Origin of the sequence: Microcoleus sp. AT8-A3, assembly GCF_036705675.1 — a bacterium.
Lineage (GTDB): Bacteria > Cyanobacteriota > Cyanobacteriia > Cyanobacteriales > Microcoleaceae > Microcoleus.
In genome coordinates, this window is sequence record NZ_JAUBVD010000099.1 from 1 (window position 1) to 12,696 (window position 12,696).

At 45.2% G+C, this 12,696-nt stretch carries 15 protein-coding genes; 9 read left to right on the forward strand and 6 right to left on the reverse strand.

Translation table 11 applies throughout. The annotated features are described in order from the left end of the window. The first annotated feature begins 111 nt into the window (after nucleotides 1–111). The 5 genes from QUB51_RS29055 (at nucleotide 112) to QUB51_RS29075 (ending at nucleotide 4,751) form a co-directional block, all read left to right on the forward strand. Nucleotides 112–621, forward strand: coding sequence for a TIGR02652 family protein (locus QUB51_RS29055; protein ID WP_333106288.1), 510 nt, complete (start codon nucleotides 112–114; stop codon nucleotides 619–621). Nucleotides 622–866: 245 nt separating this feature from the next. Continuing rightward, nucleotides 867–1,301: a VOC family protein gene (locus QUB51_RS29060; protein ID WP_333264355.1), complete on the forward strand. Its 435-nt coding sequence runs from the start codon at nucleotides 867–869 to the stop codon at nucleotides 1,299–1,301. A 217-nt stretch (nucleotides 1,302–1,518) separates the two neighbouring features. Beyond that, on the forward strand, nucleotides 1,519–3,501 hold the full coding sequence (locus QUB51_RS29065; RefSeq protein ID WP_333264352.1) for a heavy metal translocating P-type ATPase: 1,983 nt from the start codon (nucleotides 1,519–1,521) through the stop codon (nucleotides 3,499–3,501). 70 nt (nucleotides 3,502–3,571) lie between these two features. Further along, nucleotides 3,572–4,492, forward strand: coding sequence for a vitamin K epoxide reductase family protein (locus QUB51_RS29070; RefSeq protein ID WP_333264349.1), 921 nt, complete (start codon nucleotides 3,572–3,574; stop codon nucleotides 4,490–4,492). 58 nt (nucleotides 4,493–4,550) lie between these two features. Then, a complete protein-coding gene (locus QUB51_RS29075; RefSeq protein ID WP_333212751.1) occupies nucleotides 4,551–4,751 on the forward strand; it encodes a divalent metal cation transporter in 201 nt (66 codons plus the stop codon). Nucleotides 4,752–4,941: 190 nt separating this feature from the next. Here QUB51_RS29075 and ctpB read toward each other — a convergent pair whose 3' ends face one another. Continuing rightward, entirely contained in the window at nucleotides 4,942–6,261 is a 1,320-nt protein-coding gene (ctpB, locus tag QUB51_RS29080) for a carboxyl-terminal processing protease CtpB (protein WP_333212749.1), read from the reverse strand. A 196-nt stretch (nucleotides 6,262–6,457) separates the two neighbouring features. Between ctpB and QUB51_RS29085 the strand changes: the two genes are divergently transcribed. After that, nucleotides 6,458–7,303, forward strand: a complete 846-nt coding sequence (locus tag QUB51_RS29085; RefSeq protein WP_333212748.1) for a hypothetical protein — start codon at nucleotides 6,458–6,460, stop codon at nucleotides 7,301–7,303. A 178-nt stretch (nucleotides 7,304–7,481) separates the two neighbouring features. On the opposite strand, the gene QUB51_RS29090 is transcribed toward QUB51_RS29085, so the two are convergent. Then, entirely contained in the window at nucleotides 7,482–8,051 is a 570-nt protein-coding gene (locus QUB51_RS29090) for a pseudouridine synthase (RefSeq protein WP_333058335.1), read from the reverse strand. 261 nt (nucleotides 8,052–8,312) lie between these two features. Here QUB51_RS29090 and wecB point away from each other — a divergent pair, with 261 nt between their 5' ends. After that, nucleotides 8,313–9,425, forward strand: coding sequence for a non-hydrolyzing UDP-N-acetylglucosamine 2-epimerase (gene wecB, locus QUB51_RS29095; protein WP_333264346.1), 1,113 nt, complete (start codon nucleotides 8,313–8,315; stop codon nucleotides 9,423–9,425). 110 nt (nucleotides 9,426–9,535) lie between these two features. Here wecB and QUB51_RS29100 read toward each other — a convergent pair whose 3' ends face one another. From QUB51_RS29100 to QUB51_RS29110, 3 genes are all read right to left on the reverse strand, one after another. Next, on the reverse strand, nucleotides 9,536–10,408 hold the full coding sequence (locus QUB51_RS29100; RefSeq protein ID WP_333212745.1) for a TPM domain-containing protein: 873 nt from the start codon (nucleotides 10,406–10,408) through the stop codon (nucleotides 9,536–9,538). Between the two features lie 288 nt (nucleotides 10,409–10,696). Continuing rightward, nucleotides 10,697–11,218 carry a hypothetical protein gene (locus QUB51_RS29105; RefSeq protein WP_333058332.1) on the reverse strand — a complete coding sequence of 174 codons (522 nt, stop codon included), beginning with the start codon at nucleotides 11,216–11,218 and terminating at the stop codon, nucleotides 10,697–10,699. Nucleotides 11,219–11,226: 8 nt separating this feature from the next. Then, on the reverse strand, nucleotides 11,227–11,724 hold the full coding sequence (locus QUB51_RS29110) for a TIGR00725 family protein (RefSeq protein WP_333058331.1): 498 nt from the start codon (nucleotides 11,722–11,724) through the stop codon (nucleotides 11,227–11,229). A 177-nt stretch (nucleotides 11,725–11,901) separates the two neighbouring features. Between QUB51_RS29110 and QUB51_RS29115 the strand changes: the two genes are divergently transcribed. Then, nucleotides 11,902–12,111, forward strand: coding sequence for a toxin-antitoxin system, antitoxin component, Xre family protein (locus QUB51_RS29115; RefSeq protein ID WP_333058330.1), 210 nt, complete (start codon nucleotides 11,902–11,904; stop codon nucleotides 12,109–12,111). Then, nucleotides 12,098–12,442 carry a type II toxin-antitoxin system PemK/MazF family toxin gene (locus QUB51_RS29120; RefSeq protein ID WP_333058329.1) on the forward strand — a complete coding sequence of 115 codons (345 nt, stop codon included), beginning with the start codon at nucleotides 12,098–12,100 and terminating at the stop codon, nucleotides 12,440–12,442. Before QUB51_RS29115 ends, QUB51_RS29120 begins: the two co-directional genes overlap by 14 nt. A 23-nt stretch (nucleotides 12,443–12,465) precedes the next feature. On the opposite strand, the gene QUB51_RS29125 is transcribed toward QUB51_RS29120, so the two are convergent. After that, the coding region (locus tag QUB51_RS29125; protein WP_333240933.1) for a hypothetical protein at nucleotides 12,466–12,696 on the reverse strand (231 nt) is incomplete at its 5' end.

The following is a 12,696-nucleotide window of genomic DNA, read 5'->3' on the forward strand; positions in this document are numbered from 1 at the left end:
GGAGCGGAATGAAGCGAAAGTTTCACGTTCCGTTCTGAAGGAGAGGTAGGGGTAGAAATGCCCCTATCGACTCTAACCTTTTGCAGAGAAAATATGCTGGGACGCAAATAAATGATTGAAGTTGCCTTGCAATACCCGATGTTTGGCCCGGAAATTCAGTGTCCCCACTGTCGCCAAACAATTCCGGCTCTAACGCTCACGGATACCTATTTGTGTCCGCGTCACGGGGCATTTGAGGCAGATCCAAAAACGGGGGAACTGGTTCACCTTCAGTCTGGGCGGCACTGGCGCCGCTGGGAGAATGAATGGTATCGCCAGCACACGCACCCTGACGGGATTCGGTTTGAAATTCACGAAGCGCTCGATCGACTTTATACTCAAGGCTACCGAGCAACTCGCGTGATCGTTGCCCAACGCTATCGGGACTTAATCAGCGCTTATTTGGAACGCAGCACGCCTTGGCGCGGTCAGTCGGACTCGCCGCGGCCGAGGCTGTACGGTTTGCCTGTGGATTTTAGCCCCGATCCCCAAGAGGACCCTTGCTGGGAAGTGATTAATTTTGATTTGGAAAAAGAGCCGGGAGTTCCGATTAGATATCCCTATTTTCGGTTGTTTGAATAGTTATTAGTCAGTAGTCAGTAGTCAGTAGTCAGTAGTCATTAGTCATTAGTTATTAGTCATTAGTCATTAGTCATTAGTCATTAGTCATTAGTTATTAGTCATTAGTTAGTTCCTATTCCTAATGCCTAATACCCAATGCCCTGTTTGCCCAATTCCCAATGCCCTGTTTGGCCAATTCCCAATGCCCTGTTTGGCCAATTCCCAATTCCCCAATCTAAAATCTAAAATCTAAAATCTAAAATCGAATGCACCACGCCTCCATTCGCACTGCTAACATTCACCGGGCGATCGCCTTTTATGAACAGTTGGGATTTACTGTGAGCGATCGCTTTACCACAGGTTACACCCTAGCCTGTTGGATGGAAGGTCTCAATGGACGCATCGAACTAATTCAAATCCCGGAACCAAAACCCGCACCGGATGCTTTCGGAGACGAGCATTATGTTGGATATTATCATTTATCTTTCGATTTAACTGAGGCGACAACTGACTTGCCTAGCTGGTTGCAGTCTCTGAAAGAACGGTTTGACGAAGCTGCTAAAGACCAACCAAACCAGTTTCAAGCTTTGAAAGTTTTATTAGAACCGACTCAACAGGCGATCGGGCCAAATGTTTACGAAGTAGCTTTTATTGCCGATACAGACGGTTTGCCTTTAGAATTTATCCGGCGGCTTAATTAGTTAATCACTAACGACTATGGATAATCATTCTCTCTCTCAATCGGAAACTGAGAATAGTTATTACTCTTAATCCCTCATAACGTTCCCTACCAACTTAACAAGATTTTTATAAAATCTACTAGATTTTGAGTTAAAAATCTAGTAGATTTTATTTTTGACTCTATAATATGAATATCTGTTCATACTATAATCTGTTATAAAAAACCTAGGAAAAACCATGCAAAAAGCCAAATCGAGCGATTCCGGCTGCTGTAGTTGCAGTCACGACGACGACAATCGCAGCCATGAGAATCATCACCACGACGACCACGGCCACGGCCACGACCACGGAGATTTTAACCTCAAGCAAGAATTGCTTCCTGTGATATTGGTTGTTGTACTGTTTATCGGCGGTTTAATTTTTGAAGAAAAACTGCACAACACGCCCTATTCTATAGGTGAATATCTGGTTTTTATCCCAGCCTATCTTTTAAGCGGATGGAATGTTTTAACCAGTGCGGGTCGCAATATTCTGCGAGGTCGATTTTTTGATGAAAATTTCTTAATGACTATAGCAACACTCGGCGCTGTAGCTATTCACAAACTCCCTGAAGCAGTCGGGGTGATGTTGTTTTTCAAAATCGGAGAACTTTTTCAAGAATTTGCCGTTGGGCGATCGCGTCAATCGATCCGATCGCTTTTAGAAATTCGCCCAGACAGCGCCAACCTCAAGGCAAATGGCGAAATCAAAAAAGTTGCACCAGAAACAGTAGCTGTCGGCGATATCATCCTTGTCAAACCGGGAGAAAAAATTCCCTTAGACGGTGAAATTATAGACGGCAATTCTCAGATTGACACATCTGCACTAACTGGAGAATCAGTACCTCGAACCGTGAAAGTTGGAGAAACAGTTTTAGCAGGAACAATTAACCAGACAGGAGTTCTCACCGTCAAAGTTACCAAACTCTTCGGTGAATCTTCCATATCCCGAATTCTGGAATTAGTAGAAAATGCCAGAAGCAAAAAAGCTGAAACTGAGAAATTTATCACCAAATTTGCCAGTTACTACACGCCTTTTGTAGTATTTGCATCGCTAGCAGTGGCTTTAATTCCGCCTTTGTTCATTTCAGGAGCAACTAATGCAGACAGATTTTTATGGGTTTACCGCGCCCTAGTCTTGTTAGTTATTTCCTGCCCTTGCGGATTGGTTATTAGCATTCCTTTGGGATACTTTGGGGGAATTGGTGGTGCAGCCAAACGCGGTATTTTGGTTAAAGGCTCGACTTTTTTAGATACCCTGACAGCAGTCAAGACAGTTGTTTTGGACAAAACAGGAACTTTGACAAAAGGAGTTTTTAAAGTAGCACAAATTGTGCCTACAAATGGTTTTTCCCAAACAGAGTTGATGGCAATAGCTGCTAAAGTAGAATCTCAATCAAATCACCCAGTCGCGAAATCTATTCTGGAAGCTTACGGCGGAAAGATAGATTCATTGGATGTGAAAGATTACGAAGAAATCGCGGGACACGGCATCCGAGCAAAAGTAAATAATCAAATTGTGCTGGCGGGAAATGACCGTTTGCTGCACCGAGAAAATATTGCTCACGATCTCTGCAATGCTGAAGGTACAGTAGTACATTTAGCGGTAGACAACCGCTACGCTGGGTATATTTTGATTGCTGACGAGCTTAAGGAAGACGCTGTACAGGCTATTCGCGACCTCAAGAAACTGGGTGTTGAGCGAATCGTGATGCTCACAGGAGATAATCAAGCTGTAGCCGATAGTGTTGCGAGAAAGCTCGGTTTAGATTCCTACTTAGCCGAGTTATTACCCGAAGGAAAAGTAGAGGCGATCGAAAAACTGATCGGTCAATCTAAAAAAGGCGATAAAATTGTCTTTGTTGGAGACGGAATTAATGATGCACCAGTGCTTGCTAGGGCTGATGTGGGCATAGCGATGGGGGGTTTGGGTTCGGATGCAGCGATCGAAACTGCCGATGTTGTGATTATGGCAGATGCACCGTCCAAGGTGGCTGAAGCCATCCAAATTGCCCGAAAAACTCACAATATTGTTTGGCAAAATATCATTTTTGCCATGTTAGTCAAAGGCATATTTATTGCTTTTGGTGCTTTTGGGTTAGCTACAATGTGGGAGGCAGTTTTTGCCGATGTTGGGGTGGCTTTAGCAGCTATTTTCAATGCGACTAGAGTTTTGAAATAGAGTGTTCGCAGGGCGGGCATTGCCCACCTTACCCCACAATTGAAACATACATTTTGAGGTCAAAAATACTATGCGTCGTCAACGTTCTCAGCCCTGGATTCACCGCTATTCTCGTCCCATCACGGCAGGAATTGCCTCAATAGGGGCTGCGATCACTGCTTATCTAACAGTGGTCAAGTTATCCAACGGAACAGCAGTTTGTCCGATCGAAGGCTGCGATATCGTGCTTTCGAGTCCCTATGCCTATGTCTTTGGTTTGCCTCTTTCTTTGTTCGGTTTTTTGGGCTATTTGAGCATGATAGTTTTTGCCGTAGCTCCCCTACTTGTTAATCCTGCAGAACAGAAGAGTCTCCGCTCTAAGTTAGAGTCTTGGACGGGACTATTTCTATTTGCTGGTAGCACAGCTATGACGATTTTCAGCGGCTATCTGATGTATGTACTGGCTGTTGATATCAAAGCAGCTTGTATTTACTGTATTGCGTCTGCTTTGTTTGCAACTAGCTTGTTTGTCTTAGCATTAATCGGTCGCGAATGGGATGATATCGGGCAACTATTTTTTATAGGAATTCTGGTGTCTATGTTAGTGCTGATTTCCTCTCTCGCTCTTTATGCCGATGTCAATAATCTCGGTACAGCTAAGGAAACAAGTATGAATACCACAACATCTTCTGGTACTTCAGAAATTGCTTTAGCCCAACATTTAAAAAGAGTGGGAGCTAAAATGTACAGCTCTTTTACCTGCGATCACTGTCAGATGCAGAAGGAAAGTTTTGGGAAAGAAGCGGCTCGCATTCTCAATTATATCGAGTGCAATCCCCAAGGGAAAAATGCTCGCCCCGATCTTTGCGAAGCTGCCAAGATTCAGGGTACTCCTACTTGGGAAATTAATGGTAAGTTTTACCCAGGGCAAAAATCTTTGCAGGAGTTAGCTGATTTATCAGGTTATCAGGGAACTCGCGAATTTAAAAACCTCTCAAATCAGGAACGTTGACAAGAGTGATTTTTGGCGATCGACCTAATCATAGTCGATCGCACGCATCTCGGTTAATTTGCTGGTTTTCAGTCAAGTGATTCTCAGTTTGCAATTACCCTTTGCAGTAATTCCCTTGGTAATGTTTACCTCGAACCAGCGCTTAATGGGAGAGTTTGTGAATCCATTTTGGCTGAAAGCGGTAGCTTGGTTAGTGGCTAGTATTATAGTAGGATTAAATATAGCCTTTCTCAGAAAGATGAGGTACTCATGGGCATAGGGCATAGGGCATAGGGCATAGGGCATAGGGCATAGGACATAGCGAATACCTCACTTTTTTGAGAACCGCTATAGTTGGCTGTTATTACAAACCATTTTCTAGCAATTTGAGACTAAATTAAACTACAAAAACAAAACCCGCCGGTGCGGGTTTCATCTTAAAGCTAATTGTTAATAAGTGCTAATTTCAACTACTTCTGAGGAACAAGAGCTTCATTACCAGCAACGGGACGGGGAGACGAAGCGGTAGTTCGCAAAAGTACGATCGCCTGCGCGTAGCAAGGATCGTCCTGAGTCGCAACCAACATCGGTTTGTTAGCTAATTTCAACTTTTGTTCGTCGGTGACTTCCACCTTAACATCGGGAGTAACCCCCTTCTGGCTGATATCCGTACCGTTGGGAGTATAGTAGTGAGCGATCGTCACCGCCAATCCCGAACCATCAGCCAAAGAATGCACCGACTGCACCAAAGCTTTGCCAAAAGTTTGGCCGCCGATCACAGTTGCGCGCTTATTATCCTTCAGAGCACCGGCCAAAATCTCGCTGGCGCTGGCCGAGTTGTCGTCCACGAGCACCACCAAAGGCTTGTCAGTGAGCGCAGTGCGATTTGCCTTCATTTCCTGAGAATCGCCCGTGCGATCGACTGTGCGGACGATCGCCCCTGTATCCATCCACATCCGAGCGATATCAATACTCACTCGCAGCAACCCGCCGGGATTCCCCCGCAAATCCAACACAAAAGCGTCAGCTTTCTGAGCCGTGAGCTTTTTAATCGCCGCCTGCATTTGTTCGCCCGCGTGGGAGCTAAACTCTTGTAAACGGATGTAACCGACATTCTGACCGCCTTCATTCTTGAGGCTGTAGCGAACCGCTGCTACCTCAATTCTCGCCCTAGTCAGAGTGATGTCAAATTCACTTTTGCCCTCACGAGCAATCCGCAGCGTGACTTTCGTGCCTTCATCGCCCCGAATTATCTGAGCCGCATCCGAGACAGTCATGCCTTTGGTAGTTTTGCCGTCAATCACCAAAATCGTATCGCCCGCTAGAATCCCTGCCTTCAGGGCCGGGGAATTTTCCATCGGCTCGACTACCCTAATCGCTTTCGTTTTCTCGTCTTCTTCCAGCCTCATCCCCACCCCTGTCAGTTCCCCAGAGGTTTGATTCGTCAGCGCTTCGTACTGCTTCGGGTCCATGAAGCGGGTGTAGGGGTCGTTTAATTTCTCTAGGGCTTTGCGGAGGGCCGTGTAGGCAGCTTCGCGAGAGGTATAATTTTTGCTCAGCAGTTCTTGGCGGGTTACTTGCCAGTCAATCTTGTTAAAGCTGCCATCAACATAGTCTCGGTTCACAATTTGCCAAGCTTCATCTAAGACAGCTTTGGGGCTATCTTGAAGTTCGGCGCGGACTGATTGGCTCAGGCCGGGAACGAGTAAAGATATCGAAGCGGTTGTTGCCATCGCCCCACTGAACAGGGCTGCCTGTAACTTAGAAAAGCGTTTGCGGGCTTGATTCATTGAATTTGGCTCAATTCGATTTTAGATTTTTGATTTGAGATTTTATATTGCTAAAAAATCTCACACTACTACTTAAACTATTGTGTGGAGGCTCCACCATCCCTTTGGACAGTCTAACGAGATTCATAGTCGATCGCCAACCAATTATTACTCTCTTTCAATAAACTTAATTTAAAACTTGGATTTATAAAGTGCCGTGGAAGCTAAAATCGAACAATTTTCGCGTAAGTGGTTGAGCCTGCTCCTTAATGGAGTTATTGGTCTAGCAGCGCTGGCGGGGGTCGTCGCCATGCAGTCTAGCGGGCAGTTAGGCGGAATGTCCCCAGTTGGCGTTCAGGGGCAAAACCCGCCCTCTGGAATATCCGCTGCCAGTTTCAAGCGAGCCGCACAGCAAGAAGCGCAGCAAGAAGCCCTGCGGCTGAGAATGCTCAAAACTATCCCTAGTTTTGGATTTGATAATTTAATTGCAGATTGGACATTTCTCAAATTTTTGCAGTATTTTGGCGACGACGAAGCGCGAGATGTGACGGGCTACAATCTGAGCCAAGATTATTTTGACATAGTTACGCAGCGCGACCCGCGGTGGGCTGACATCTACCTGTTTCTCTCCACAGCTATTTCTTTTTATCAAGGAAACCCTGAAACTGCTGTTAACTTTATAGAGCGTGGTACTAGGGCCCTTGCCCTTTCGCCCCAACTTCATTCCCAATCGTGGATAGTGTGGCGAACGAAAGGTATTGATGAGTTGCTGCTGTTGGGGGATATTCCCGAGTCAATTCGCTCCCACGAAATGGCCGCTGATTGGGTGGAAGGAACCCCAGAAGGAGCTTCATTGGCGCCGAGGTTTCGAGCAACTGCTGAGTTTTTGCGCCGAGATCCCGATAGCGTGCCGGTGCGGTTTACTGCTTGGAGCACGGTTTATGCTCAAACAACTGATAAGTTGGTGCGTCAAAGGGCGAGACAAGCTCTTGTCAAGTTGGGAGCTCAGGTGCAAAAAGATCGGGATGGAAACGAGAGTTTTATTTTGCCCCCTCGAAAGTAAGCAGAAGGAAGAAGGAAGTTCGGCAACGGATTGTGTAACGGATGTAACGGATGTAACGGATATCAGGAAGTCGGAAGAAGGAAGAAGGGAAATGCAGTCGCAGTCATAGTTTCAGATATCAAGAATGTCCTAAATGTCAAGGCGGTTGACTGTAATTCCCCAATCTAAAATCCAAAATCTAAAATCTAAAATCGGCTTGAGTTAATTCGCGCCATTCACCGGGTTTGAGGCCTTCCAGACGCAAATGCCCGATCGCACATCTGACCAGCCGCAGCGTCGGAAACCCTACTGCTGCGGTCATCCGGCGCACTTGACGGTTGCGGCCTTCTGTCAGAGTCATTTCCAGCCAAGCTGTCGGCACGTTTTTGCGAAATCGAATCGGCGGTTCGCGGGGCGGCAAAGCGGGTTCTTCTAACAATAATTGCACTTTTGCCGATCGAGTCCGATAATCTTGAATTGTGACACCTGTCTGCAAAGCAGCGATCGCACCTGTATCAGGAATTCGTTCCACCTGCACCCAGTAAGTGCGGGGGTGAGCGAATTTCGGGTCACTGAGGCGGTGCTGCATTTGTCCATCATCGGTTAGCAGCAACAAACCTTCACTATCGCGATCGAGCCTTCCTACTGCATAAATGTTAGGAATAGGAATATAATCTTTCAGGGTTCTGCGTTTAACTTCCCCTGAATTGTCAGTGAATTGAGTTAAAACATCATAGGGTTTGTAAAATAGAATGTAACGATAGGGCATAAGCAATTAACAAAAATGTACTAATATCAATAATCCTGTAGGGGCGGGTTTCACCGACAATAATTGGCTAAAACTCACAATCTCAAAAACCCGCCCCCACCCAACGTCAAACCACTTTCTATCTCTCTTCTCTCCCTCCTCTGCGCCCTCTGCGCCCTCTGCGGTTCATAAAAAAATAAATCTTGTTAACCAAAGATTCAAACCAGCTCTAAAATCTTCAGCCTTTAAGAGCCTCGCAAATCTCAACTACCCAATTTTACCATGCCCGAAGCCACACACCGCGTTTGCATCGTCTTAGGAACTCGCCCGGAAGCGATTAAACTAGCCCCAGTAATTCAACTGTTCAAAAATTCGCCAACCTTTGACACCCAAGTAATTTTAACCGGTCAGCACCGAGAAATGGTCGAGCAAGTAATGCGAATGTTCGATCTAAAAGCCGATCGGGATTTAGCAATTATGCAGCACCAGCAAACCTTGACGGATATTACATCCCGGAGTTTGCAGGGTTTGGAAGCCTTGTTTAAAGAATTGCAGCCCCAAATCGTGTTAGTACAGGGCGATACAACCACAGCGTTTGCCGCTGCTTTAGCTGCATTTTACCAGAAAATACCCGTAGGTCACGTAGAAGCGGGATTGCGGACAGACGACGTGTTCAATCCTTACCCCGAAGAGGCTAACCGACGGTTGATATCTCAGCTCACACGGCTGCATTTTGCCCCGACAGAGCTGGCTCAAGAGAATTTAGGGCGATCGGGCGTTTTGGGAGAAATTCACCGTACAGGCAACACAGTAATCGATGCCTTGCTTTCTGTCGCCAAACGCCAACCAGAATGCAACATTCCCAATTTAGATTGGAGCAAATATCGCACTATCTTAGCAACAGTTCACCGCCGCGAAAATTGGGGAGAACCATTAGCAGGAATTGCGCGGGCATTTCTCCAAATCTTAGATAAGTTTCCCGATACAGCCTTGCTCTTACCTCTACACCGAAATCCCACAGTCAGAGAACCTTTAAAAGCTCTTTTGGGCGACCATCCGAGAGTCTTTTTAACTGAACCTTTAGATTACGCAGAATTAGTAGGAGCAATTCAGAGATGTCATTTAATTTTAACTGATTCCGGCGGCTTGCAAGAAGAAGCACCTAGTTTGGGCAAACCAGTTTTAGTATTACGAGAAACCACAGAAAGACCAGAAGCAATTTCTGCAGGTACTGCTAAACTCGTTGGTACTAATTCTGATATAATTACAGCAGCAGCGGCAGAATTGCTGAGCAATGCGGAAGCATACAACGCAATGGCAATGGCAATTAATCCCTTTGGGGACGGTTTGGCCGCCTCGCGGATTTTGAAAATTGTTGAAGAGTATTTTAGCTAGCTACTCCATCGCGAGTTTGGCGGTTGAAAGCGCAACTATACAAACTTTCTTACCCGCAGAGGGGGACTAATTCCTGCTAAAAAAACTCGGTTTCTACCTCGCTTCCCGAATTACCAATCCCCACCGCCACCCCCACCACTAGACTCGCCCCCGCCAAAGCTACCCCCGGAGTCGCTACTGCTATAGTCACTGCGGTTATTGCCCTGATAACGGCTGCGGGAGGGGAAAGGAGATTTCCCAGAAAATAAGCTGCCAAATATCCTGAAGATAATGAAGCAAGGTATAAATGCTATGAATAAGAACCCAAGTAAGTCATAGATTGAATTCGATGAATCTTCACCTGTGGAGGTACTATTGCTAATAACTGGCGATTGACTAGGTGTTGGTGACGGTTTCACCCCTTGAGATGGTACGATTGGAGCCAAAGGTAGCGTGGTTTGAGATTGAGCATTTACCGTCGGAGTTTGTAAAACATTTACTAACGCCTTTGTCCCGGCTAATGTGCCCCCGTCAAAGTCCTGCTGTTTAAATCGGGGCGTAATTTCGGCTTGAATAATGCCCACTGCTTTAGCATCCGGCAAAATGCTTTGAATGCCAGAACCTGTTTCAATTTGAACGCGGCGTTCCCCCGAAGAAATCAACAATAAAACTCCGTTATTTTTACCTTTCTTGCCAATACCCCAAAAGTTAAATAGTTCTGTAGCAAATGCTTTTGGTGTCGCCGATGGTTTAGTACCAGTCACTGTCACAACAGCGATTTCTGAGCCATTTTTCGCCTCTAAATCCGAAATCATTTGATTTAGCTGAGTTTCGGTGCTGTTGCTGAGAATGTTTGCCTTGTCCGTTACCCAAGTGTTATTTACTTGACGGGGATTCGGTACTTCTTGTACTGTTATAGCTTGGCTTGTTAGGGGAAATGCAATTGCCGAAAAGCACAGCAAACTGCTCCAGATTATTTGTTTATTGCTAAATTGTAACTGCATCGCTTCAGTCTCCTGAATAACTGCTAGTCTGAAATTGACATATATCTGTCCGCCTAATTACCATTAAATAACCAGCTCGCTGTGATGTCAATTCAGATTATTCAGAAGTTGGATTCATAAAAATCATAATTTTAGGTGCGCCGTGGGTACCCTACATTTATACTCTTGCACGCACGGGTGGCGAGAAACCGGGTTTTTTACCAAAATAATTGCTGAAAACAGTCAATCTCGGTTCAAAAACCCGGTTTCTTAGTGGGCGAGTGCAAGTGTGAACTAATTTAGATATTTTTAAGGAGAGGGAACCGGTGGCAGAAAATTGCTGCTGCCTTTATAACCGGATAAAATAGCCAGTTTTTCCAAAGATTGCCGCCCCGTGTAATATTTCCCCCGAATTTCCCAAGTGGGATAAGCTTTAATATTGGCAGCTTTGCACAAATCCGGTTGAGCATCTTTGCCTCTGGGATCGCACTCAATGTAAGTAATTGCGGTAAATGCTTCTTTGCCGAAAAGTTCTTGTTGCGTGTGACAGTGAGGACACCAGTAAGCACCGTACATTCTAGCTTTGATGGTCTGCAAATGGGTTGCTAAAGCTATTTGATCCGGCACGGATTCGCTGCGAATAGGTGGCGCTTCTTGTTCGGTAACAGGCTGTGCGAAAGGGGGAGGAGGAGGGAGGGTTTGTGCTAATTTTTGAGTGGATTTGTTGTTGAAACTGAACTGTGCAATTCTTCCGTCTGCTTTGGTACTGACGAAAATCCCCAAAGTCAGGAAAATGCCGATCGCACAAAAGTTGAATTTGCTTACTCTCATCTTGGATTTCATCTTGAATTTGCTAGGATTTCGCGAGCTTGATTCATAGCCTCTACAGCATTGTTTACCACAAAGATGTTAAATTGTGCTAAACATTTAAAAAAAACTTGACTTTCGGCGCTGTGATTTAACAATATAACTTGTTTGTTAGCTTTGAGGGCGAGGGCGATTTCCGAAGCAGTGCCCGTGCCCGTACCGCAGGCAATTATTACATCTGAAGAAAGAACGTTAATGTTATTTCTGGCGTTTCCCATATCGGTGACGATCGCAATATCTACAGATTCAGAAATGCCGCGAGTGTCATTCCCCGGAAGGATGCCGACTGTTAAACCGTTAGCTGATTTTGCTCCTTTGTTGGCGGCATCCATGACGCCGACATTTCTGCCGCCAGTTAGCAATATCCACCCTGCTTCGGCGATGAGTTGCCCGAGTTGATAGGCGTTTTCTAAGTCAGTTGATGCGGCACTTTCGCCGGGGCCCATGATGCCAATGATGATTTTTTTCATAGTTTATCGGTGAATATGGCGTTATTAATACTTGCTAGTTTTTTTGCACTATCTACGAATGTATGTTATCATAAAAATAGTGGTAACTCTAAACAGTTTGTGAGCCAAATAACTTCAGGGAGTTTTCTAGTATTTTTACAATATATGCTGATTTAACATTAAGAAGTGAGAGATAACATGAGTGTCGCCCCAAACCAGGAAACAAAGCTGATGGAAAAAATCCGTAGTTTACCGCCCGATAAAATTACGGTATTAGAAGATTTTATCGATTTCCTTTTAACGCGAAGTGAAGATCGTCTTCTCGTTTATACTGCAACTAAACTCTCAGAAGCAGCTTTTGCTAAAATTTGGGATAACCCAGAGGACGCGGAGTATGACGAGTTATAATTTTGGTGACGTGGTTTTAGTTCCGTTTCCTTTTACAGATCAAACTACCACTAAAAAACGTCCAGCAGTTGTTATTAGTTCTGACGTTTATAATGCAGAATATCCCGATCGCATTCTTATGGGTATAACTAGCCAAGTTAGCATTAGCCCAAAAGTCTGTGATATTATCATCACAGATTGGCGATCGGCTGGGCTTTTAAAAGCTTTTATGATTAAGCCAGTTATTACGACAATTGAGATGCAACTGATTCTCAAAAAATTGGGAAGGCTTCAAGATGTAGATATCCAGTCTTTGAAAGAGGGATTGATTGGAATTATAGGGGAGAAGTGAGCGAGATCCTTTCTGAATTGTCCTTAGAAAGGGCGATCGATCGGGAGCATCTCATATTGGTAAAAACACTTCTTCTGGCTCCTTCCTTCTTCCTCTTTCCTTCTGCCTACTCCCTCAAAACTTAGATTTCTACTTTGGCTGCAAAAGTGAGATGCTCCCGATCGCTCTTCCGCATTTTCCGAAAAATAGCAGGGTGGATTAATTGTCCCCAAGTAAATTATAATAGTCGAGCGCGATCGGACGATCGTCCGATC